We start from the raw sequence: 24,836 nt of genomic DNA, 5'->3' as shown, positions 1-24,836 counted from the left end.
TTAAAATACTTCTAACACAAATTTTATAGCGTATTAAATGCAATCATCAGCGATTTATCAGCACGTTAAACACGCCCTTGAGTACTTTTTTAATAAACAACAGTATAATTTTACTGTTGCGCTTTCGGGTGGGGTCGACTCAGTTGTATTGTTACATGTAATGCACATGCTAAAGCAAGAAATGCCAAAGCTAAATGTAAGTGCAATATACGTTAATCATGGCTTAAGCGAATACGCTAATGACTGGCAGGCTTTTTGCCAAAACCTATGCGTTGAGCTAGATACACCGTTTAATACCACACAGGTAACAATAAGCCCGCAAACACGAACAAGCCTTGAAGCGCAGGCACGTGAGGCACGTTATCAAGCACTTGATGAACTAAGCGCACCGCAAAGTGTTATTTTATTAGGGCAGCATTTAAACGACCAAATAGAAACGTTTTTACTGCGTTTAAAGCGTGGCTCGGGCTTAAAAGGGTTAGGCGCAATGCAAGCAATGCGTGAACTACAAAGCGGGCGAATATGCTATAGGCCGCTTTTAAACATTGCGCGCAGTGATATAGAGCACTTTGCCACAGCGTTTAATATTACGCATATAACTGATGACTCAAATACCGATGAGCGTTTTGATCGTAACTTTTTGCGTGCACGTGTAGTGCCTGAGCTGGCTATGCGGTTTAAAGGTTTTGAACAGTGTGCTGGGCGCAGCATTGAGTTATTGCAGCAACAACAAGCGCTACTTGATGAGTACACTCAAATTGATTTAAGCCAAAGTTTAAATGACCAGCAAGCATTGTGTATTAGCCAAATAATTCATTATAGCGACGTGCGCATAACAAATGTGGTTCGTGCGTGGCTTAGCTTATTTACCCAAGTAATGCCATCTCAAAAGCAGTTGTCACAAATTATTAATCAGGCAATAAACGCTCAGGCCGATGCTAAAATTCAAATTGACTTAGTTGATGGGCAGGTTAGGCGCCACCAAGGGTATTTATACTTTGTAACTCAAAAAAACATTGTGAATGATGATGAGTTAATCACTCATGAACTCACTCTCAACGATGGCCGCGTATTAACAAAGCAAAGTGGTGTAGGAATAAGAACACCGCATGCCAATGAGCAGGTTTCAGTAAGATTTAATTATAACAGCGCTCGTATAAAGCCTCTTAAAAAGCCCGGAAGTAATAGCGTTAAGCACTGGTTTAAGGACGCAAAAGTAGCGCCTTGGCTTCGAAGTCAAGTGCCGCTTATTTTTTATAATGATGAACTAGTACAAGTGGTTGGTTATTTTATAAGTGAAAAACATTATGATGAAAATGGTGTTTATTGGGAGTGTAAATAAATGAGTAAACAGCCACATGTTGGATTATCGCTAGTCAATAAAGCGCCACTAGGCATACTATTAACAGCCCTAATAGCGATAGTTGCTAATGTGTTGCTTGATTTGAACATTGTCACTTTAGCGTATGCTATTTTGGGCGGTGCTATATCAGCGGTTATTTTAATGGCCTATTGGTTAGGAAAAGGCGGCATATTTTTTATATTAGGGGTGAGTTTACCGCTCGTTTTAGTGTTATTTACGCCTCTTGATACCGCCACAGCTTTAATAAATTTAGTGAGCGGTTACTTTTTAGGTTTTTGTGTGGCACTGACAATTTATAAATTTTTACCTGCAAAGTCTATTAAGTAATAGGGCAAGGGTTTACATAAAAAAGGCTTAGCGGGGGAAGCTAAGCCTTTTAAAAAAGCCTTATAATCAATATGCTTTAGCGCAGTTTCTGCCAGACGCTTTTGCTTTGTACAAGCCTTTATCTGCGCGAGAAAAGATTTCTATATCGCAGTCATTACTCATTGCTAAGGTATAGCCAATACTAACCGTAACTTCATGCTTTGACATTAAGCTAGATTGCTTTACAAATTGCATTATACGTTCAGATACAACCTGATTAGTTTTGAATTCAGGGTCTTCTATTAGTATTGCGAATTCATCGCCACCAAACCTAAATACGGTATCAGTAGCGCGTATACTTGAATTTAATACTGTTGCAAATTCTTTAAGGGTATCGTCGCCAATTTTGTGGCCAAACTTGTCATTTACCTGCTTAAAATTATCTAGATCAAGTAACATTAGGCTAAAAGGGCGCTGATAACGGCGACAATTTTCGAGCTTTTGAGATAAAATGTCATTAAATTGACTACGGTTGTTCAAACCCGTTAATGAGTCTTTTGTCGCCAATTTAAGAACGCGGCTATACATCATTGCATTACGTAGTGGGTAAACTAGCGCAGAGTGAAGCGAGCGTAACTTGCTTTCAATTGCTTTGCCTAAAGGGTATTTACTAAAGTATATAAGTTGCCCTAAGTGCTCTCTTCCAATCGTTAAGTCAAATATATAGGGCGTGCTATTAGTATCGCTTTCAGACGTTTGTGCAGTGCCAAGCGTTGACTGAAACTGCAATCCCGTAAAATTTAAAAGCTTTTTTGTAAATTTTGCGTATATGGCCAATACATCTTCAATAACTAAACTAGTCTGTAGCTCAGCGACTAACTCGTGTGTTGCCGTTGTTTCATTATTTGGTGTGTGTTCAGCCGAAAACGGCAAAAAGTCGCCGCGACCAGAGACACGTTGCGTCAAAATATGGACATTTTCCATTAAATTCTCCCCCGAGAGTGTTGCTTTATAAGTATTAAGCTATTTTTGTGCCATATTTTAAAATTAGCTTAAAAACAATTGCTTGCTATAGTTAAACTACATCCCCTAGTTTAATTGAAGCCGGAGGCCAAATTTGCAAAGTACTAATGCTCAATTTTTTGGCTTGCTTGTCGCTGCCGTTATTTTTGTGTGGTTTTTTAAGCGCATCGGCTTGCCGCCAATTTTGGCGTACCTAGCAACAGGTGTTTTAGCTGGCAGCCATGGCGTTGGATGGCTTGAACATACGCACGAAATAGACTTTGTTGCAGAGCTTGGTATTGTATTTTTGCTTTTTAGCTTAGGGCTTGAGTTTTCAATATCTCGATTAATGGCCATGCGTAATATTGTATTTGGCTTAGGTTCACTGCAGGTGATTGTAACAAGCTTAGTGCTTATTATAATTTTGTACTGTTTAAACTTCAGTTTGCTTACCAGCTTTACTATTGGTTCGATTATGGCGCTGTCTTCAACGGCGGTAGTCGTTAAATTGCTTAAAGAAAGTGGTGAACTTAATCAGCGTAGAGGGCAATTAGCAATCGGTGTATTGTTGTTTCAAGACATTGCCGTAGTCCCTTTACTTATTATTCTTCCTTTATTTGCCACAAGCGATTCACAAACAATTGGGTGGGCGTTAGCATTTTCTCTAACTAAAGGGGCTTTTGTTTGCGTATTACTGTGGGCTATTGGGAAGTGGTTACTGCCTAAAGTATTCAGCGAAATAGCCTTAGTGCGCACTGATGAGTTATTTGTACTTACTACGCTACTAGTTGCTTTGTTTGCGGGTTTACTAACCTATATGTTTGGCTTATCAATGGCGCTAGGTGCATTTTTGGCCGGGATGATGCTTGGTGAAAGTCATTACAGGCACCAGCTTGAAGCCGATATACGGCCATTTCGCGATATTTTAATGGGGCTGTTTTTTGTTACCGTAGGCATGCAGCTCGATTTACTCTATGTGTTTAGCAATGGTCTTATTATTGTTGGCGCATTATTTGGATTATTGGTTTTAAAAATAACTGTGCTTGCCATCAGTGCACAACTTATGGGTGAGCGAAAGCAGGACTCATTAGCGTGTGGCATTATGCTGTGGCAAATGGGTGAATTTGGTTTTGTATTAATTGCCTTGGGTAGGCAGCATCAATTATTAACCAGCGAACACATTTCATTTTTAATTGCCCTTGGTGTGTTATCGATGGCGTTAACCCCATTTTTAATTGAAAAAACACCCTATATTTTAAGACGTTTAGGGTTATTAAATAGCCCTAGCATTACATGGAAAAGCGAGCCACAAGTAAGTGCGCTTTACACAAACCATGTAGTCATTTGTGGTTTTTCGAGGGTAGGGCAAACTATAGCGCGCTTTTTAAAGCCAGAAGCTATTGAATATGTTGCTGTTGAAAGTAACCCCATACTTGTTCAAGAAGGTAAGGCCGCAGGTGAGCCTGTAATATTTGGCCACGTTAAACAAAAAGATATTTTAAAGTGTGCGGGCGTAGAGCGAGCCCGATTGGTGATTATTACATTTACCGAGTTTGAACAAACACAAATAGTGATAGATGCAATAAAGCAAATAGCTCCAGAGGTAAAAATACTTATACGTACCCGAGACGATAGCCAGCTTGAAAAACTACGAGAGCTTGGTGTCACTGAAGTTGTACCAGAAACGCTTGAAGCAAGTTTAATGATCGTTTCGCATGTTTTGTCTATGTCGGGTGTACCCATGAGCCGAATTATTAGGCGAGTGAGTGATGAGCGAAGAAATCGTTATCAATTTTTGCAAAGTTTTTTTACAGGTGAGCATATAAACAACGATGAAAGTAATTCAGATAAATTAGAGTATTTGCATGTGGTTGCTCTGCCCGATAAAGCACATGCGGTTAATAAAAGTATAAATGAGCTTAATTTAGTAAAGCGCAAGGTATCTATTAAGGCATTACGACGCCAAGACCGAGAAATAGACGCCCCTTCAGATCAAATCATTTTGCTTGCCAACGATATACTCGTTTTACAAGGTAAACCAAGGCGTGTGGAACGCGTAGAACATTTTTTATTAGACGGCATTGAATAAATTAATCGAGCCCTAAAAAAGCTCTTATTTCAGGTAGCTTAGCCATGCCGTCTTGATACCCTATTTCCATTAAGTGCTGGGTATAGCGTTTTTCAAATAATAAGTAACTCGTTAAACTTGATTGAGAGTGCTTTTTAACACCAATAGTACGCAATAATACTTTTATCGCCCATGGCATATCGTTGTAATACTGTGCTGCAATGACATTAAAGTTTTGTGAGGGGTTAATAATAAAGCTATCTATTTGCTTTAGCTCTTGGTGTTTATCTCGCGCAGGTAAAAGCCCCAAAGTGCGGTTTATTCTATCTAAGCGTTCTAAATCTGACTGCATGGTGTCGGTAAATACACTATCAAGCAAGTGTCCGGCTACAGCAGAAAGCCCAGGGTAATGCGCAGAATATCCCGGTGGATGCGGCTCTGTAGGTTCATCTACACCAATGATAAATATTTTTTCGGCACCCAAATGTATTGAAGGGCTAAGTGGCGATAGTTGATGTATAGATCCATCGCCAAAGTAGTGGTTATGAATATTCACGCTTGGGAACACCATTGGAATAGCACTTGATGCCATTAAATGCTCAACATTAATGCGTGTTGGGCGGCCTTCTCGTTTAGCTCTTTGCCAAGCTGTTTGTGTATTTGACTGAAAAAAAGCGACTGAATCACCTGTGGTATAGCTTGAGGCTGTAATCGAAAGCGCCTCTAAATAGTTTCGGTGTAAATTACGCTCTATGCGATGCAAGTCTAAAATTTCGTTAAGTAAACCACGTAAAGGGCGGTTGTTAAGCAAGCTTGCTGGTGGGTGGTTAATATGCTCTGATTGAAAGCTAGTTAAAATATTACGCGCAATATGGCCAAATACACTTAAAAAATCACTTTTATACACCATTGAGGTCGAAAAGTTTTTCCAAACAGATTCTAATTTTCGCACTGCTAAGTGCGCGCAAGAGGCATAACAAGCCAAGGCTGCAGAGTTTATTGCGCCTGCAGACGTACCATTTATTATTCTAAAAGGAAGAGGTGCCGTACGTGGCATACTATGCGCTAGCGCTTTTAAAACACCTACTTGATACGCCGCTCGAGCACCACCACCAGTGAGTAATAAGGCTGTTTTAGGTTTTTTGGGATCTATTTGCTTAATTTTCATATTGGTGGTTAAACTGTTCAACGTCTTTACTTTATTTATTAACTTTAAGTCTTTAAGCTAGAAGAATCAAAGGTTAACTGTTCATAGAGTTATAACTGTATAATTTAATGCTGAATTCAGCATGTCTAACTTAAGATAACTATTGATTTAATAAAAAACTCGAACAGAATGAATTTAATCCACTTAGCCCACTCTAAGTGATACCGCATTTTTATTTTTTATGGAGTTCGTATGTCAGACTCACCAGATGTTCAAAAACGCTCAACAAACAGTAACTTACTTCTTGCCATTATTACGCTAATTGTTGTTGCTTGTGTGGTTGCATTTGTATTACTCAAACCAAGTGACGAACCGGTTGCGCGCATAGAAGCAACAGAGCCCGTTAAAGAGCGGCCAATAATGGAACTTAAGCCATTAAATGAACCAGATATAATTGAGCCAGAAGAGCCAACAGCAGTTGAACAGCCCGCAGAGCTCGAAGTGCCAGCGCAGCGCATAGTTGAACCCGAACCAGAAGTAGCTACGCTACCTGCCTTAAACGATAGTGATACTATGGTTGTTGCCAAAATTGACGAGTACCTAAGTGACTCTGTGATGAGCCTATTAGTCACTGATGATGTTATTCGTCGAGGTGTTGTTTTTATTGACAACTTAGCTCAAGGCAAAGTAGCTAAAAAACACAATCCTGTTATTAAACCCCAAGAAAGCTTCAGTGTTACCGAAGGGGATATTTTAACAATTGATCCAAATAGTTATGAGCGTTACACACCGTATGTAAAAATTTTTACTAGCATGAGTGCAGCGCAAGTGGTCCGTATGTTTGAAGAGTACCAGCCACTTATTAACGATGCATACACTGAAATTGGTTATGGCGATGACGAGTTTAAACAAACATTGAACGACGCTATCGATTTACTACTTGATACTCCGGAGCCTGAAGGCGCCTTACCACTTTTACGTGACTCAGTAACTTATCAGTATGCGTTTTCAGAGTGGGAGCAACTTCCTGCTGCTCAAAAACAGCTTTTACGCATGGGTCCAGACAACATGAAAAAAGTAAAAGCAGCACTTCGTAATATAAAAGCGCAATTAGAGAGCAAATAACAGTCACAAATTAAATTTCAAAGCCGCGATTGTATATGAAGTATGCAATCGCACCTTCTTTTTTGATTATCCCTTGAATAACACAGTAAAAGTAGAGATAATCTCTCCCGCGCCAACCAAGGCCCTCAATGGTAGTCTTATTGGTCCTCTCGCAACACTAGCAGGCGAACCTGGTCAGGCCCGGAAGGGAGCAGCCACAGTTTGTGACGTGTGTGCCGAGATGTGGCTGGTAAGACTGCCACCCAAATTCCTCATTTGGGTGACTACAGCTAATCAATTTAAAAACTTTAACCAAATACACACAAGTTTATTTTCTGATATTCCCTATATTTCTGCCATATAGACAACACTTAGATATTGCGCAATAATGAAATAATACGTTAACGTTAACGCTACACATGTTAAATCAGATGCCCAAGGGTTGTTGTAATGTCTCAAAGAAGTAAGTGGGCACTAGCTATTTTATTAGGGTTAATAGGCGGGTTGGTTAACCTTTTACCCCTGTATTTTTTCGATAGTTCTGAATTTTTATTTGGACAATTTTTTGTTTTATGCAGCTTAGTATTCACTGGGCTGCGTTATTCCTGCCTTACGCTCGCAATTGTCTCAAGCTTTTTACTCTATAGGTGGGGGCACTGTTGGCCCAGCATAGTTTATTTGTTGGAGCTTTTATGGCTTTATATTTTTTGTTTAAGACGCTCTAAACCTATTTTACCCTTAGGTGCCGTATTTTGGTTTTTAGTTGGACTGCCTATCATTTGGGGTATAGGCCAGTTTGTAATGGATTTAGCATCGCTAACGCTTATTGTTGCAGTGTTTAAATACCTGGTAAACGCATTAATAAGTTTAGCACTCGTTGATTTGATGAGCATATTTGTACCCTTTGCTAGTCGTGCTTATCAAGGACGCCCACTCGCCCGTATTCTTAGCTATGTTGTCAGCGTCATTATTGTTTTGGTTGTCCTTATTACAAGTGTTTTTTTAGTGAACGATCATCACTCACGCATAGAGTATGAGGTAAATGCTCAGCTTGAAGAAAAAGCGAAATCAATTAGCACACAGTTGAATGACTATTTACAGTTTCATAAAAACGCGGTGGTAATGAGCAGTGATGCCATAGGTGGTGGAATTACTATACAACAACAGTTAACGCAGTTAATGGATTTATACCCAGGTTTTACTACAAGCTTATATGCAATGCCAAATGGCTATGTAGCTAAAAGTATTCCCAGCACATTATTAGAAGGACTTAGTGAAGAAAAGCGCTTTGTAAACGACCGCCCTTATTTCTCTCAAGCTAAACAGTATCCTCAAGGTTATAGCAGTGGTGTGTTTCAGGGGCGTGGCCTTGGTAATGAACCTATAGTTGCACTTTCTGCGCCTATTTACAGAAATGATGAGTTTTATGGTGTAGTGGAAGGGTCGTTAAAGCTTGAACGTTTAGAGCAATATATACCGAATTTGTTTAACCAAACTGGTGAGCTAATTATACTCGATGCTGAGCAAAGGATTGTTTTTAGCTCATTAGCACAATTTGACATTTTGGCTGACTTTAAAACTTTAGATTTTACGATAAGTAACTTGGGCGATAATCAACTGTTCCGTTCTGTTAATAATGAAGTATTTCATACCAATCAGTATGTTGATACTGTTAGTAAATGGCAGGTCATCACGTTTTACAATCGTAAGCACTTAACAAAGGTAGTAGCAAGTGCCTGGTTACCAACAATATTATTTAGTGCAGTGTTGATATTTTTAGTGGTGTTGTTTATACATCATTTGTCTAACTTATTAGTTCAGCCAATTATTGGTTTGACTAACTTAATGCATGGTTTTGATAAATCAGAAAAACAACATTTTAATACAGAGTCTAGTTGGTACGAAGTACTGCAGCTACAAGAGCAGTTTAAGATGCTGGGAAGTGCGTTAAGGGACTCAATAGAGAGCTTACAAGCGTCTAATATTAAAAATCAGGATCTAAATAAACAGCTAAGCCAATTTAACCAGCAATTGGAAGTTAAAGTGGCAGAGCAAACAGATGAGCTAACAAAAGCAGTTAAATCTGCTAATGAAGCTAATAAAGCTAAGTCACAGTTTTTGGCCAATATGAGTCATGAACTGCGCACGCCTATGAACGGCATCTTAGGTATGGGTGAGGTATTACTTCGTGATACCACCCTTACTGATGAGCAGCGTGACCTTCTTGAAACACAACAAAAAAGCTCAAAAAATTTACTACAAATATTAAATGATATTTTAGATTTTTCTAAAATTGAAGCTAACGCTATGCAAATAAGCCCCCGTGCTACTTTGCTTGCTCCGTTTATAGAAAATATACACTCGTTATTCTCACCCATTATTCATTCTAACAATGTTGAGTTTATTATTCAGCGCAGCCCAGACTTACCCGATTGCTTAAATGTAGATGACTTACGTTTAAATCAAATAATTATTAACTTATTGTCAAATGCACAAAAGTTTACTCAGGCTGGGTTTGTGCGTTTATCGTTTGATTACAAAGATGAGCAACTGACGGTAAGTGTGTCTGATAGCGGAATTGGGATTGAAAAAGAGCAGCAACTATTACTTTTTAGTGAGTTTACCCAAGCAGATGCTAGCGTAGCTCGTAAGTATGGCGGTACAGGGCTTGGGCTGGCTATTTGCCAAGGTTTGATTAAAAAAATGGAGGGTGAAATAACCCTCAATAGCGTGCCAGGTTTAGGCAGTACGATTAAGTTTTCGATACATGCACTTAAAGCGCAAATTGTCGATTTAGCAAAGCGTGTACAAGAGCAATCTTTACCAGATTTGATCAATAAGCATATTTTGCTAGTAGAGGATAATCCTATAAACCGCCAAGTAATTGCAAAAATGTTAGAGCCAACAGCTGTTACTATTACAATGGCAAACGACGGTTTAGAAGCGCTTAAAACATTAAAAAGTAATGTGTTTGATTTAATTTTAATGGACTGTCAAATGCCTAATATGGACGGTTATGAATGTACTATACGCATTCGCGAAAATGAAATAGGGGAAGATAAAAGGGTTCCAATTATCGCTATTACAGCCAATGCATATGAAGAAGATAAGCAGCGTTGTTTAGATGTAGGTATGGATGACTTTATTTCAAAACCGGTTAACTCTCAGGGGTTATACAGTGTTATTGCTAATAACCTTACAAAGATAGGTTAAGTATAATTGATAAAGGCCAGACAAAATATGGCCTTTATGAATGGCGCTTTAATTTTATATAAAATCGAGAGTCAGCAGTAACCTAGGGGCGCTATTAGTTCCAGCCAACGGTGGCGAGCGATGCACTAAACCTGCGCCTTCGTTTTCATCCCAGTATTCGCCTTTAAGCAGTGCAACATCGCCTTCTGTTAGCTGGTTAATATTATTTAGGCTTTTAATTAAGCCAGACTCCTCATCAGGCTTACCTAAATTACCAGTACCGAGCTTTGAGCGGCTTACATCGCTGTGATTTAACCACTGCGTAGCAACACCTTGATAGGTAGTAACTAGCCGGCACGGAATTTTGTCTACATGAAAACGCGGGCACATAGGTTTATCTAATATTTTTAGCCTTAAACCGGCGCGTTTTAAATCAAACAGGTAGCAAAACATTTCAACCAACAGTGTGATGTCTTCACACAAAGCTTTAATTTCATCGCGGTTATTATCTTCTGGCTTAAGCGCTTTTATTAATTGATCAAACGCATCATCAGGTGATACCGCAAGTTCAAGTGGCTTTAAAGCGTTGGCGGTAATGAGTGTATTGACTGCATTTGTTAATGTTTGCTCAAGGTCTCTTTGCCAAATAACAATGTTAGTGTCTTGGTTATAAATTTGTGGCAATACATTGGCATTACTCTCTATAGCTGCTCTTCGGTATAGCGGTTCCGCCGGTTTTACTTGCGCTGTTATTGGGGCTAGGGCATTCATTACTCTTCCTCCCAAATAGGAAACGGGTCGTTAAAGGTTTTCCAAAAATCTTTACCTTTTAGAACAGCATCTTCTGGGAGTAGGCAGTCATCAAGCGCTTTAATCATGGCGTGTTTATTTAACGACTGACCAATAAACACAAGCTCTTGGCGCATGTCACCAAAGGGCTCTAACCACTTACTGTTTATATCAGCAAGTAGTTCGGGCTCTGTGGGCCAGTCTTTTTTAGGTATTGCTTTATAAAACATGCCTGCAAACCCGTAATGCGCTATACCGCCAGCTTGGCTCCACTGCGCGCAAAATAAAGGACGTGTTGCTAACCAAAAATATCCTTTAGAACGAATGAGCTCGCCAAATTGCTCGGTGTTGTGCAAAAAGTTATAAAACTTTTCAGGATCAAATGGGCGGCGCGCAGTGTAATTAAAACTGCCAATACCATACTCTTCGGTTTCGGGAATATGTTCACCACGCATTTCTTTAAGCCAACCCGGTGCTTGTTGGGCACGTTCAAAATTAAATAAGCCGGTGTTTAGCACTTCGTTAATATTAATATGCCCGTTTGATATAGGAATAATGTTAGCTTGAGTGTTAAGCGTATTTAAAATAGCAGTAAGTTTATTTAATTCATTGTTTGTAATTAAATCAGTTTTACTAATTAAAATAACATCAGCAAATTCAACTTGGTCAACAAGTAAGTCGGCAACGCTTCGCTCGTCGTCTTTACCTAACGATTCGCCAGTATCTTGTAAGTCGTTTGCTTGTTCGTAGTCGTTTAAAAAGTTAACCGCGTCAACCACTGTTACCATGGTATCGAGGGTGGCAACATCACTAAGTGAAACCCCGTTTTCGTCGGCAAAGGTAAATGTTTCTGCAACGGGGAGGGGCTCAGATATGCCTGTAGATTCAATGACGAGGTAATCAAAACGCCCATCATTGGCAAGTTTGCCCACTTCAATAAGTAAGTCTTCTCGTAGGGTGCAGCAAATACAACCGTTACTCATCTCGACCAGTTTTTCGTTACTGTGATTAAGCGATACACCACTTTTAATTGTTGCGGCATCGATATTTATATCGCTCATATCGTTAACTATGACGGCGACTTTTTTTCCTTGCCTGTTATTAAGAATATGACTAAGTACAGTAGTTTTACCAGCCCCCAAAAAACCTGATATCACTGTGACGGGCAGTTTATTTATCATTTAATAATCTTACTAAATTGCATTTTTAGATATGTTATATTATATCAATACTGTATTCCAGTAATGCTCTTAATTTATTCAAAGCTGAGTTGCAAATTTAGTGTGTTGCTCAAAACTCTTCACACGAAAAATAAAGGTGAATATGAAATTATTTACATTGCGCATGATAATGATAGTCGTTATCATTTAAGGTGTTTTATACACCTTTTTTCAGGATCAACATGTTTAACCAAAAATATTTGGCGCTCAGTATTGCTGCATCTTTTTCTGCTTTTTCTAATGTGGCATTTGCCGAGCAAAATAACGAAATTGAAACAATAGAAGTAACAGGCCGCGCTCAGCAGTTTTACCTAGAAACCGAAAGTAAAATTGGCACTAAAACGGATTTAGATCTTATTAAATTACCGCAATCTGCGCAGGTATTAACCGAGCAACTTATTATTGATCAAGCTGCGCGCGACATTACCGATTTATACCGTTCTATAGCAGGGGTAAGTGAGTACAGTTATTCGGGTGTAACTTTTCGTGGATTTAGAGACGATGCCAATGTATTTTACGATGGCGTCCGCGGCGACCCGTATTCGGGCTTTGGTGTACCACAGTTATTTAATGTAGCGCGTGTAGAAGTATTAAAAGGGCCAGCCTCTGCGTTATATGGTGGTGGTGAGCCAGGCGGTATGATCAACTATGTGACTAAAAAGCCTTTGTACACGCAAAGCAAAGAGCTAAAGCTAACGCTTGGCAATTACAACACACGTGGTGCATCACTTGATATGACCGGCGGTTTAACCGACACCATGGCGTACCGAGCAGGTGGTTATTATGAGGAACAAGACAGCTTTCGTAATAATGCAGATTCAAAAAACAGTGAGTTTACCGGTGGTTTATTATTTGATTTAACAGATTCAACCACACTCACTACAAGTGTTGACTACATCAAGCAAGACTTAGGGGGTAACCGTTTACGTGGTGTACCGGTAGGTGATAACGGCAACTTTTTAGTTGACCCAAGTTACAACGCAAACGAAGCATTTGACTACCAAGACATGGAAGCGTTAGTGCTGCAAGGCAAGCTAAAGCATTACTTTAATGATGATTTTTCTGTAAGTAGCACACTACGTTACATGGATAACGAACGCGACCAAGCTTATCATGAGTCGCAAAACTGGGTAGATGCAAACGGTGATGGTGAAGCAAACATTGATGACGAAACTATTAAACGCGAATACCGTAAGCAATACCGCGCAAACGAAGAAACAAGCTTAACTACCGACTTTGTTTATAGCTTTGAGCAAGGCCAATTAGCACACCAAGTATTATTTGGCGGCGACTATCACATAGTTGATACCGAGTACGATTACTTACGTGCCCGCTATGAAGCAGACGGTGTGACTAATTTAAACATATTTAACTTAAATTACGGCGAAACCGACTCAAGTACTTATAACCTGACAGACATGAACCGCGATGGTGTTGAAACCGACCGTTTTGGTGTTTACGTACAAGATGTTGTAAGCATTAACGAGCAATGGACCGTGATTGCCGGCCTGCGCTATGACCATTTTAAAGAGCTAAACAAAGAAACCGGTTATAGTTACTCAGATAACGATATAACACCGCGCGTGGCTGTTACATACCAACCTGTTGAAAACACATCGGTATACATAAATTACTCAGAAAGCTTTAACCCCGCATCATCAGGCGATCAAGAAGATGTAGAGGGCGAGGGCAACTTAACCCCAGAAACCGGTAAACAAACCGAGATTGGTATTAAAAACCAATGGCTTAATAGCAAAATTATGAGCACCTTTGCTATTTACCAAATTAATAAAGAAAACGTAGTAATGAGCAACCCTGACGACACTGGCGCGGGGGATGGCATTGCAGCACTTTTAAATATTGGTGAGGTAGAAAGCCGTGGGTTTGAAACAACGCTGGTGGGCGATTTAACCGAGCACTGGACGCTAACTGCTAACTACGCATATAACGATACACTGGTTGTTGAGGGTGTAACGGGCGATACTATTTCAAGCACCTACGGTGATGGCTCTCGCTTTGCTAATGCCCCGCGCCACCAAGCTGGTTTATGGTCGCGTTTTGCGCTTGATAGCATCGACTCGTCTATAGCATTTGGCGCAAATTACGTAAGCGAGCAAATAAGCTAAGATGGCCAAAAAGTTAAACCTTTTACTGTATTTGATATGAGCTGGACTACCCGCTTTGATGATGTGTTATTAAGCGTAAATATTAATAATCTATTCGATAAAAAATACGCAGTAAGTGGCTTTAGTGAGCGTAACGGCCACTTCCCGGGCAGCCCACGTGAAATAGTAGGCCAAGTAACCTATAAATTTTAAAGTAAATTAAGCGCGAGCTTATCTCGCGCTTAATTTTTATCACTATTAAAATTAGCGGCTTCTTGAGCTGTGTTGATAGCTGTAATAGGAAAGGGGATCACAATACCTTCTTGGTTATAGCGTTTGTGCAGCGCTTTAATAAATGCAGATTTAACCCAAAACCGATTAAAGTACTCTTTTGCGCGCAGCATTACGGTAAAATTAATACTTGAGTTATCAAAGGTGTGATACACCACAAAGGTATTGTAATCATCAACGCCCCACTCATGGTCAATCAGTACTTGTCGCGCAACTTCAAGCGTTACCTGCTCTACAAATTCTAGGTCTGAGCTGTAATGTACGCTTACATCAACAGGTACACTCAGCTCTTTTTCGGGGTAAAAGTAATTAATAATACGCGATTTAGAAAGCTGACTATTAGGAATAATAATCATATTATTTGGCAGCATTTTAACCCACGTAGAGCGCCAACCAATTTTTTCTACAAAGCCTTGCTCCTTTGACTCAAGCTCAATAAAATCACCTACGCGTATGGGTTTATCTATAACGAGCTGTACGCCCGAAAAAAAGTTTTCAAGGGTGGGTTGCAGAGCAAGTGCCACCGCCAATGACGTAATACCAAGAGATGCAATAATAGGTGTAATTGAAATACCCAATGTGCCTAATAAAACCAACAACCCTACTGAAAACAATGTAACGCGAATAACCCCCTTAATAATACTTTGAGAATTGAATATAACGGCTGATTGTTTAGCGTAGTGATTAACCGTGCCAATAATAAAGTGATTTAAAAAGAAAATAAGCGCAAGTAAAGCTAATACAATATTGATGCTGTTGAACGGAATTCGCTTCGCTAACTCGGGGTCAATAACGAATGTATCGTGCTCCAAAATGGTGATTAGCACAATAAATGTGCAAAGCGTGAGTGGTTTAGATATTGAATCAAGAAGTAGGGTATCGAAGGTAAAAGTGGTTTTTGATGTCCACTTTTTTAACCAATACATTATAAAAAAACGAATAAAAAACAAGAGTATAGTTATGAGTAAAAGGTAAGCTACTGTACTCAACCAAGGGGTGTTGTTAATAACGTCAAGCGTATTTTTGAGCATAACTTAAACCTAATAAATATATTTATATTTATTACAGCAAGTTATGTACCTATGTTTAGAATAAAAAAGGTGTATTGCCGAGACAAGCTCGGCAATAGTGGATTATATTTTTTTAGCCAACCACATTCCACCTAGTACCGAGGCAAAAAACAGCCAAAACTCCATTTTGAGTGACACTAACTGAACCAAGCCAGGGCCTGGACATATACCACTCAATCCCCACCCTAAACCAAACAAAACAGAGCCCGTAATTAATCTACGATCTACATTTTTTAGATTACTCAGGCTAAATGCTTCACCAAATAAAGGGCTGTCTTTTTTAGAAACCCAAAACCACGCCAACATCATTATTCCCATGGCTACAGCCATTACAATAATTAAACTGCCATCCCAATTCTCGCCAAAGGTTAAAAAATTGAGTACTTTATCAGGGTTAGTCATTCCACTAATAATAAGACCTAAGCCGAAAATAAAGCCTAAAAACACCGATGTAATTGCTTTCATGTTTTATCCAATTAAGTTAGCAGTGATAACGGCAACAAGCATAAACACACATGTTGAAACCCAAGAGCGAGTAGAAAAACGCGACATGCCACACACGCCATGCCCGCTTGTACAACCATTCGCAAGTGAAGTACCTACACCCACTAAAAGTCCCGCTACAATAATTAACCAAGAGGGTATATTTAAATCGCCCTCTAATAATTCAGGTGCAACAAATAAGGTAGCAACGCCTGCAAGTAGTAAGCCTGCAATAAAGCATACTTTCCATACATTATCGGGTTTTAATGGGGTGAACAGCGATTTAACTAATCCTGAAATACCGGCTACTTTGCCAAATAAAACCAGTAATAGTGCGCAGGCTATACCTATTAACGCACCGCCTAAAGCGGCTGAAATGGGCGTAAATTCGGTTACCATTTTAAATTCCCCAAACAATAGATACACCAACACCAGACTGTTGCATTTCAATTGATAATTGTTGGTTAGGCGCTAAAAAGTTTGCACCCGATACTTTTTTAGCTGGCGAGTAAAAAGCCATAGCGTTTAATTGTACTTTTTCGCTAACTTTATGACTAAAACCCGTTGTAAAATGCCACTCTTGTACACCCGGCGCTAAAATATTAAATAACACCTCAGACGATGGAATAGGCTGTTGCGTGTATGAAACACCAAAGCGAATTTTTTGCTTTGCAGTGCGCTGCCACTGATAGCCTAGTTTATATATATCCATATCTTCCCAGCCAAACCCTGCACCTGCGCTTGCACCTAAAGGTGCAGACATTAAGTTACTCATTGGATTGGCAATGCTTTTAACTTCACTGTAGTTTATTTTTTGCCAATCAAATACAACCTGGTTTGTAGGCGTTAACTTATAAGCGGCACCAATTTGAATCGAGCTTGGTAAATCAAAGCCACCATTTTCTGCAAATAAACCTTTATAGCTATCAAACTCATCCATAGACACCGATGATCGGTAACTGGCACCCCAGCTAAACGATGTGCCTACGGTTTGAGTTATACCCACTTGTACACCTAAACCTGTGCTGGTGTCGGTGCCATTATTTGTAAGCGCTTGGGGTGATTGCGAAAAAGGCGCAAAGTTTCCAAGGCCTGTCGCTTTAAACTGTTGCACAACATAAATAGGTGAAACCCCCACTTTTGTTTGCTCATTTAACTGATAGCTAATAGTTGGGCTAATAAACATCTGCTTTAAATCAACGCCAGTCGTGCCAGCATAAAATGTGCCTTCGGGTTCTGACTCGGCGTTGTAGTCGGTGTTCATGCCGCCATTGCCGTAAACTAATAAGCCAATATTTATTTTGTCATTGAGCTGGTGGCCAATGGCAAATTCAGGAATAGCAAATAATGTTATCACTTTTTTGGGTTTTTGCTTCAAGATAAAGCGCATTAGGATAAAACATATCTACAGATGAAGCTGTGTATTTTCTATCAGGTGAAAATAACTCTAACCCAACTGAAATTTCAGTGTCATTTACATTAAAGCTAGCAGGATTATTTGCACCCGACATCAATTCTTCCGATAGCGCAACACCCGCACCTGCCATGCCTTTGTGGGTCATGCCATAACCATGAGTAAAATACCCATTGGTAGCAAGTACGTTAAAAGAACCTAGGGTAAAGGTTAGGGCCAAACCAGATACTAACTTATTTTTCATTTTGACAGACATACGTAGTTGGAAAAGGCGGACAATAGCTAATTTTCTATATTCAAAAAAGGAATTTAAATCGATTACTTATAGTAAAAAAGAATATTAAGGGTGGGTAGTGAATTCAATATTTAGCGCAGTAACTTCTTAATCCTTGCATACAACTGTTGAATCAATCATTTAACTAGAAAACACAAAGCGGTGAGAGGGTTCACCGCTTTTTATTGGGCTAATTACATAGACTCAAGTGTTTTACCACGGGTTTCATTAATGTATTTAGCCACAAAAAATATGCTTATAAGTGCCGATAACGCATAAAAGCCGTACGCACCTGCAAGGCCAATATTAGCCAGCATAATAGGGAAGGTCATGGTAATGGCAAAGTTAGCAATCCACTGTGCGCTTGCAGCAACTGCAAGCGCTGCGCCGCGAATACGGTTATTAAACATTTCACCTAATAACACCCACACAACCGGGCCCCAACTTAAACCAAAAAATACCACAAATAAGTTAGCCATTATAAGCGCAAACGTACCCATGTTATCGCTAAGTGCAAGCTTGCCTGCTTCATCAAGGCCTGCGCTGCCAAATATATAAGTAAGCGCACTTAAGCTAATAAACATACCCACACTGCCCACAAGTAAAAGTGGTTTCCGACCAATTTTGTCAACAAGGGCAATAGCAATAAAGGTCGATACAATATTAGTAGTACCCGCTAATACATTTATAAATAGCGATTGCGACTCGTCAAACCCAGCAGCTTGCCAAAGCTCAGAGCCGTAATAAAATACCACGTTAATACCTACAAATTGCTGAAATACACTCAGCGCAACACCCGCCCAAACAATTGGGTGTACTTTTTTACTGCCATCAATAAATAAATCACGAATACTCGGCTTTTTATCGCTATGCAAAGAGCTATTAACATCGCTTATTTGCGCATCAGCACTGTCGTTCGAAATTTTACTAAATACCGTTTTTGCATCGTCTACTTTACCTTGCGCCACTAAATAACGAGGCGACTCAGGAATAAACAACACACCCACTAAAAACAGTATTGCAGGCACAAGCTCAACCCAAAACATCCAGCGCCAAGCGGCTATATCAAGCATTAAAATGTTTTGCGCACTACCAGCTGCATCAGCAATTAAATAGTTACTTAAAAACGCAGCAAACAAGCCCAATACAATAGCGAGTTGTTGAAGTGTAGCTAAACGACCACGAAGTGCGGGTGGTGCAACCTCTGCAATATAAGCCGGCGCCAATACCGATGCAGCACCAATACCTAAGCCACCAAATAAGCGGTAAAAAATAAACTCGGCCGAGCTTTCGCTAATGCCTGAGCCAAACGCACTAATAGCAAAAATAATCGCGGTGATGATCATAATGGCACGGCGACCAAACTTATCAGCCAGCGGGCCCGCAGCAAGAGCCCCCACGGCGCACCCTAATAATACCGATGCCACATTGAAGCCCGTAGCCACACTGCTTGAATTAAACGCATTGCCGAGCGCCGACACCGTACCGTTAATAACGCCCGAGTCAAAACCAAATAAAAAGCCACCAATAGCAGCCACTGCAGAGATAAAAATTACATAAAAAAGAGAGCATGTGCCCAATGTGTGCGCCGAGCTATGACTGCTCGGCGAGATAGGTGATGTCATAATTGTGTGTCCTAGTTTTTATTATTGTGTACTTTACTAAATTGAGATGTGTGGTGCAGCGTATTTTAGACGAATTTTATCAGGGCTAACTCTCTCATAATCAATATTAAAATTATTGTTTAATACTTCTAATAGTCCTTTAATATCGCCCGTTTTAAACATGCCAGCTACTTGTACTTGTTTGAGACGGTCATCTTCTGAAAGCTCAAAATCTATATTTGTATAGCGGCTGATTTCAGCCATTGCTTCAGCAAGTGATTCACCTCTAAATATTAAGCTACCTTTGCGCCAAGATAATCTAGCGGCTACATCCATAGGATCAACTTTTTCGACCGCTTTAGCAATTTTACCTTTAAAGCTTAAATCAAGTTTTTCTCCCTTTGACACCGAAGTTGAACTATTTGATAAATACTGTCCTTGTTTATTAGTCCCCAGGGAAAGGTTGGGTAACGATTCGGCTTTTTGCTCTGCAACAAGGACTTTGCCATCTGTCACAATGAGTTCTATTTGCTTTTGACCTACTTCTACATTAAATGCAGTACCAACAGCCTGAATAACTTTATCACCAGCGATAACACTTAAAGGACGCGTTTTGTCGTGAGCTACGTCTATATGAATTTCGCCACGCAGTAAATTTATTACGCGAGAGTGTTGGGTATACCTCACTTGAACGAAGCTATTTGTGTTTAAGGTGATTTTGCTTTTATCAGAAAGCAGTATGTCCTTACTTTCACCTACGTCGGTTTGAAAATTGAGTTGTTTAGCAACCACTGCTGACTGATTAACTGGGTAAAAAAATGAAAAGTTAAACGCTTCTTGAAAAAGGCTAAGTGCAACCGCTAATAAAATAGAAGCAGCAGTTGCACTCAACCACATAGGGAGACGTTTTTGTTTTACTGGTGTTTGTGGAAATAAATCTGACAAACGACTGAGATCGTCCATTTTATCCCACAGCTTTGCTACCTCAAGTAACACTTCTACATTTTTATAAGATTGTGCTAACCATTGCTTTAGCGCTTGCTCTTCAGATTTAGTCAATCCACGGTCAAGTTTAGCCAACCACTCACTGGCCTTATCAAGGCGTGAATCGTCGCTAGTGTTACGCTCGTTTATGTGATGAATATTAGTCATTCCCACCTCCTGCATTTAGCTGCGAAGAAGTATTTGGTTGCTCATAAACACTTTTTTTAGATTGACGCATAAATTGCGTACAACGTTTCATGCCTGTTGCTATATGTTTTTCCACGGTACTTTCACTAAGGTTTAATTGAGCAGCAATTTCTCGCTGCGAATAACCATACACTTTTTTTAATACAAACACTTTGCGGCACTGCACAGGTAAAAGCCGTATGGCTTCACAAAAATTAGAAAACTCACTATCGGTTAGTGCTTTTTCATACATTTCGTCTTGCTGATGCTCCGCTAAGAGTTGCTCTAACGCTTCCATGTTGTCGATCCCATCGACTAGGCGTATATTGGCTTGCTTTTGGTAATCGAGCGCTAAATTTCGCGCCGTTTTATAAATAAAAGATTTTGGTGAGCTTATGTTTTCAGTGTTTTTAATCTGACAAATTCGCACATAAGTTTCTTGCACTATATCTTCAATTTCATGTGGCGGCACTATGCGTGCAACTACATTTGAGAGACTTTTGCGCGAGGCCAAATAGACCTTATAAAAAAGTGTGTCTTTCGTCATTTAGTGTGTGTCTCGTGTGTGTGTTTACGGCAATTATTGTTATTGTTTTGCCACTACAAACTAAGACGAATGGTAAGAAAAAATCCGCCATTAAATTTAAAAAATAAATCAGCATTTTATTTTTTAAATTTAATGTTCATTAACCGCACGGGGCATAAAGCTTGTAATGTAAAGGCGAAGTGTACTACAGTTTTTTTCATTACAAATACCTCACCAGGTACTGATTATTCATTTTAAAAACTTTAACTTTTTAATTAATAAGTAAAAAATGGCAATTTGGACTGTATTTTTAATCGTTTAAAAATACAAGTAAACGCGCTAACAATAAAAATAATCAAGGCAAAAACAAATTAGCATGGCAAGTCAAAAAAATAATTTATTTAAAAAAAATAAAAAATATTTATGGAGGAAAATAAAAAGTCACTCGTCTTTGTTCAGTGTATGGCCAAAAACTATACACAAGGAATATGTGCATTTGCCGCTTTGTTTACCAATTTATGTGCTGGTTTTTAGCTTATTCACCACCGAGGTAAAAGCGAGCCCTGTAAACGATAAAGCAGTGTTTAATATTCCCAGACAAAGGGCCGATTTATCGCTAATAAATTTTGCCGAGCAAGCCGATATTACTTTGCTTTTTCCGCTGGATAAAATTCAGCAGTTACAAACAAATACTATTGCTGGCGAGTATTCAATAATAAACGCATTACAGATTTTACTCGATGGCACAGGGTTGCAACCGCATGTTAGCGAAGATGGGCAAATATCTATTTTAATAGATCCAAGCTTCGAGAGAACTGACAACATGGCTAACTATAAAAAAAATGGCGTGTCGAGTGCTGTACTAGCTGTACTAAGCACAATGGCAACGCTCCCTGCAGTAGCAGAGACAGCAGCACAAGAACCAGAAATAATTGAAGTACGCGGAATTAGAGGCTCGCTTGGCCGAGCTATGGATGCCAAAAGAGAAGCGGGTGGCGTGGTTGACTCCATTTCAGCTGAAGATATTGGTAAATTTCCTGACACAAATTTAGCTGAGTCTTTACAGCGTATTACAGGGGTTTCAATAGACCGTTCAGGCGGTGAAGGGCAGCTCATTACAGTACGTGGGTTTGGCCCTCAGTTTAATACAGTGCTTGTAAATGGACGCCAAATGGCCTCTGAAAATCAAAGCCGTGCGTTTAGTTTTGATACCATTGCATCAGAGCTGGTTAAAAGCTTAGACGTATTTAAAACCTCAACAGCCACAAAGCAGTCAGGTGGTATTGGTTCAACAGTCAATGTAAATACAGCGCGCCCATTTGCTATTAATGGCTTTAAAGTTGCGGGCAGTGCTAAGGGTATTTACGATGAAAATAGTGAAGAAACTACACCTGAGATATCTGGGTTAATCAGCAATACATTTAATGATGACACACTGGGTGTGTTATTTGCTGTTTCTCGCCAAGAGCGCGAAACACGCTTAAACCAGGCGCAGGTAGATGGCTGGTTAGAAAATGTAGGCGTCCCAAACCCGCAAACTCAAAGCGGGCAAGCATACACCGGTAATATTTTTTCGCCGCGTAACTATGATCATAAAGTTACTACAGAAACACGTACACGTACTAATGCAAATTTAGTTATACAGTATGCACCCTCAGATGATTTAGTCATAACAGCTGATGGGCTTTATTCTGATTTCGATGTAGAAGCAGACACCACGTCATACGGGCATTGGTTTACAGCACCAAACTTAGAAGGCTTTGGCGGGGCTGCAGGCCCAACCGTAGACGAAAATGGTACTGTGGTTGATCTATATCAAGAGGTAGGCCTTGCTACTGATATGCACGCTAAAAAGTTTGATCGCTTAACAAACTCTAGCGCATTAGGTTTAAACTTTGATTGGCATGTAAACGATAATTTAAATATGAAATTTGATTTAAGCCACTCAAAAGCTGAGCGTGAGGCTAATAACGGTGGTGGCGATCAGCTATCCTTGATTGGCTATGCTAACCGAGTTCGATTCGAAGTTGATGGCGGTATTTTGCCTTACGCGAGTGAGTTTGCTTCTGCTAATCCCAATATTTACAGCGGTCAGCAAGAGCTTGACGGTGTTGCTTATAACCCTGCTGTTACGCCCGATGGCGTATCAAACCATTTAGATACCGCCAATAGCCGAGCACATGTAATGCTACGCCGTGGTTGGGCTGTAGAAGATACCGTGGATCAATTTCGCTGGGATAACATTTGGTATAACGATGGCACCTCTGGCCTAGTTTCGGTCAAATTTGGCGCTATGTATTCAACAGAAACTAAAAACCTTGATCGTTGGGACAACGAAGGTGTTGGTATTCACTGTACTTTTTGTGGTTACCCGAATGATCCAAGTATGGATGGCTTAGCGCAATTCGTATTTGACGCAGGGGATGACTTTTTAGGTGATGTAAGCGGTAGCGGTCGAATGCCAACGTCATGGCTTGCACACGATGGCGAGGCAAATTTTGCTTACCTTGAGCAAATAGCTGCGGCGAATGGTCAGCCCATTAGTTTTGATGCAGTTAAACGTAATAAGTCGTTTGAGATCACTGAAGATACGTTCTCGTTTTATACAGAGTTCGACTTTGAAGCTGAACTTGCAGGCATGCCTTTATACGCAACAGCGGGCTTTAGATACGAAAGCACTGATGTAAAAGTAAAGGGCACAGATGAGCCGGTTAGTGCATTAACCATTTTAGATAAAACAGAAATGCTCGCTAACTTTGGCGCTGTAGAAAATATTTCAGCAAGTTCAGATTACGAAGCGATTTTGCCTAACTTTAGTGTAAAGCTTGAAATAAGTGATGAGCTAATAGCACGTGCTGCGGTATCACAAACAATTACACGGCCAACGCTCGATAGTATGTCGCCTGTAACAGTTATTGAAACAACTCGTCAAGGCGGCAATTTAACATCAAGCTCTGGTAACCCAGCGCTTGAGCCATTTACCTCTGATAACTTAGATTTATCGTTGGAGTGGTATTACGCTGATGCCAGTTATTTATCTGCGGGTTACTTTAGAAAAAATGTTGCTAACTTCATTATTAATACGACCGAAGACTTAACCTTTGAATTGTCTGGCGGCGGATTGTTAACTGACCCCTCTACAGGTAACGATGTAGACAACCCTGATGCTGGCGACTCAACGGCTGTATTTACTAATACATTACCAAATAATAGCGAATCGGCGATTGTTGATGGCTGGGAAGTCGCCTTACAACATAGTTTTGATAGTGGCTTTGGATTTATGGTTAATGCAACATTTGTAGACAGCGATGCAGAGTTAGACTCTGCAGATATAACTCAAGTTTTTGCATTAACAGGCTTAAGCGACTCTTATAATGTGGTTGGCTTTTATGAGAATGGACCATTTCAAGCGCGTTTAGCTTATAACTGGCGCGATAGCTTTGTACAGTCACTAACACAGCTAAATGGCGATGGTGTAACCATTGTAGAAGATTACGCACAACTTGATGCTAGCGGCAGCTATGACATTACCGAAAATGTATCGGTATTTTTTGAAGGTATTAACTTAACCGAAGAATACGTGCACAAGCGTGGTCGTTTTTCTAATCAATTATTGTTGGTTGAAGATAGCGGACGACGTTTTGCGTTAGGTATTCGCGGTAGTTTTTAACTTTAATTAATAAAGTGGCTTTTACAATTAGTAATAGC

The 24,836-nt window shown here is 39.8% G+C and carries 18 protein-coding genes, 1 other RNA gene and 1 pseudogene; 8 read left to right on the top strand and 12 right to left on the bottom strand.

The features are described 5' to 3' along the window. Window positions 1-37: 37 nt before the first annotated feature. Together tilS and PMAN_RS09445 are read left to right on the top strand one after the other, a co-directional pair. Window positions 38-1,342 carry a tRNA lysidine(34) synthetase TilS gene (gene tilS, locus PMAN_RS09450; RefSeq protein WP_010557168.1) on the top strand — a complete coding sequence of 435 codons (1,305 nt, stop codon included), beginning with the start codon at window positions 38-40 and terminating at the stop codon, window positions 1,340-1,342. Beyond that, on the top strand, window positions 1,343-1,690 hold the full coding sequence (locus PMAN_RS09445) for a hypothetical protein (protein ID WP_010557167.1): 348 nt from the start codon (window positions 1,343-1,345) through the stop codon (window positions 1,688-1,690). Window positions 1,691-1,756: 66 nt separating this feature from the next. On the opposite strand, the gene PMAN_RS09440 is transcribed toward PMAN_RS09445, so the two are convergent. Then, window positions 1,757-2,653 carry a GGDEF domain-containing protein gene (locus PMAN_RS09440; RefSeq protein WP_006793611.1) on the bottom strand — a complete coding sequence of 299 codons (897 nt, stop codon included), beginning with the start codon at window positions 2,651-2,653 and terminating at the stop codon, window positions 1,757-1,759. Between the two features lie 133 nt (window positions 2,654-2,786). Here PMAN_RS09440 and PMAN_RS09435 point away from each other — a divergent pair, with 133 nt between their 5' ends. After that, a complete protein-coding gene (locus PMAN_RS09435) occupies window positions 2,787-4,760 on the top strand; it encodes a monovalent cation:proton antiporter family protein (RefSeq protein ID WP_010557166.1) in 1,974 nt (657 codons plus the stop codon). 1 nt (window position 4,761) lies between these two features. On the opposite strand, the gene PMAN_RS09430 is transcribed toward PMAN_RS09435, so the two are convergent. Next, the gene (locus PMAN_RS09430; RefSeq protein ID WP_033035347.1) at window positions 4,762-5,907 is read right to left on the bottom strand and encodes a patatin-like phospholipase family protein; all 1,146 of its coding nucleotides are present in this window, start codon (window positions 5,905-5,907) and stop codon (window positions 4,762-4,764) included. A 231-nt stretch (window positions 5,908-6,138) separates the two neighbouring features. Here PMAN_RS09430 and PMAN_RS09425 point away from each other — a divergent pair, with 231 nt between their 5' ends. The 3 genes from PMAN_RS09425 (at window position 6,139) to PMAN_RS09415 (ending at window position 10,203) form a co-directional block, all read left to right on the top strand. Further along, window positions 6,139-7,011 carry a DUF3014 domain-containing protein gene (locus tag PMAN_RS09425; protein ID WP_008126701.1) on the top strand — a complete coding sequence of 291 codons (873 nt, stop codon included), beginning with the start codon at window positions 6,139-6,141 and terminating at the stop codon, window positions 7,009-7,011. 138 nt (window positions 7,012-7,149) lie between these two features. Beyond that, window positions 7,150-7,246, top strand: an RNA gene (gene ffs, locus PMAN_RS09420) — signal recognition particle sRNA small type. 194 nt (window positions 7,247-7,440) lie between these two features. Further along, window positions 7,441-10,203 (top strand): response regulator, encoded by a 2,763-nt coding sequence (locus PMAN_RS09415; RefSeq protein ID WP_010557163.1) that lies wholly within the window; start codon window positions 7,441-7,443, stop codon window positions 10,201-10,203. 54 nt (window positions 10,204-10,257) lie between these two features. On the opposite strand, the gene PMAN_RS09410 is transcribed toward PMAN_RS09415, so the two are convergent. Both PMAN_RS09410 and zigA read right to left on the bottom strand, forming a co-directional pair. Then, window positions 10,258-10,953, bottom strand: coding sequence for a DUF1826 domain-containing protein (locus PMAN_RS09410; protein ID WP_010557162.1), 696 nt, complete (start codon window positions 10,951-10,953; stop codon window positions 10,258-10,260). Continuing rightward, window positions 10,953-12,152, bottom strand: a complete 1,200-nt coding sequence (zigA, locus tag PMAN_RS09405) for a zinc metallochaperone GTPase ZigA (protein WP_010557161.1) — start codon at window positions 12,150-12,152, stop codon at window positions 10,953-10,955. Before zigA ends, PMAN_RS09410 begins: the two co-directional genes overlap by 1 nt. A gap of 221 nt (window positions 12,153-12,373) precedes the next feature. Between zigA and PMAN_RS09400 the strand changes: the two are divergent. Continuing rightward, window positions 12,374-14,509: pseudogene (locus tag PMAN_RS09400) on the top strand (TonB-dependent siderophore receptor). Between the two features lie 29 nt (window positions 14,510-14,538). Here the strand turns inward: PMAN_RS09400 and PMAN_RS09395 are convergent. From PMAN_RS09395 to PMAN_RS09365, 8 genes are all read right to left on the bottom strand, one after another. Beyond that, complete coding sequence (locus PMAN_RS09395) at window positions 14,539-15,618, bottom strand: mechanosensitive ion channel family protein (RefSeq protein ID WP_010557160.1); 1,080 nt, start codon at window positions 15,616-15,618, stop codon at window positions 14,539-14,541. Between the two features lie 102 nt (window positions 15,619-15,720). Next, a complete protein-coding gene (locus PMAN_RS09390) occupies window positions 15,721-16,122 on the bottom strand; it encodes a DUF6691 family protein (protein ID WP_010557159.1) in 402 nt (133 codons plus the stop codon). A 3-nt stretch (window positions 16,123-16,125) separates the two neighbouring features. Then, complete coding sequence (locus PMAN_RS09385) at window positions 16,126-16,539, bottom strand: YeeE/YedE family protein (protein ID WP_010557158.1); 414 nt, start codon at window positions 16,537-16,539, stop codon at window positions 16,126-16,128. A gap of 1 nt (window position 16,540) precedes the next feature. Further along, on the bottom strand, window positions 16,541-17,518 hold the full coding sequence (locus tag PMAN_RS09380) for an OmpP1/FadL family transporter (RefSeq protein WP_242032462.1): 978 nt from the start codon (window positions 17,516-17,518) through the stop codon (window positions 16,541-16,543). Further along, complete coding sequence (locus tag PMAN_RS19140) at window positions 17,472-17,798, bottom strand: hypothetical protein (RefSeq protein WP_242032461.1); 327 nt, start codon at window positions 17,796-17,798, stop codon at window positions 17,472-17,474. Before PMAN_RS19140 ends, PMAN_RS09380 begins: the two co-directional genes overlap by 47 nt. Window positions 17,799-18,022: 224 nt before the next feature. Next, on the bottom strand, window positions 18,023-19,453 hold the full coding sequence (locus PMAN_RS09375) for a sugar porter family MFS transporter (RefSeq protein WP_010557157.1): 1,431 nt from the start codon (window positions 19,451-19,453) through the stop codon (window positions 18,023-18,025). 36 nt (window positions 19,454-19,489) lie between these two features. Then, entirely contained in the window at window positions 19,490-20,584 is a 1,095-nt protein-coding gene (locus PMAN_RS09370) for a FecR family protein (protein WP_010557156.1), read from the bottom strand. Continuing rightward, window positions 20,577-21,149 carry an RNA polymerase sigma factor gene (locus PMAN_RS09365; RefSeq protein ID WP_010557155.1) on the bottom strand — a complete coding sequence of 191 codons (573 nt, stop codon included), beginning with the start codon at window positions 21,147-21,149 and terminating at the stop codon, window positions 20,577-20,579. Before PMAN_RS09365 ends, PMAN_RS09370 begins: the two co-directional genes overlap by 8 nt. A 355-nt stretch (window positions 21,150-21,504) precedes the next feature. Between PMAN_RS09365 and PMAN_RS09360 the strand changes: the two genes are divergently transcribed. Continuing rightward, complete coding sequence (locus tag PMAN_RS09360; RefSeq protein ID WP_010557154.1) at window positions 21,505-24,798, top strand: TonB-dependent receptor; 3,294 nt, start codon at window positions 21,505-21,507, stop codon at window positions 24,796-24,798. Window positions 24,799-24,836 lie beyond the last annotated feature (38 nt).

Origin of the sequence: Pseudoalteromonas marina, assembly GCF_000238335.3 — a bacterium.
GTDB classification, from domain to species: Bacteria; Pseudomonadota; Gammaproteobacteria; order Enterobacterales; family Alteromonadaceae; genus Pseudoalteromonas; species Pseudoalteromonas marina.
This window is presented reverse-complemented; position numbering and strand designations above follow the sequence as displayed.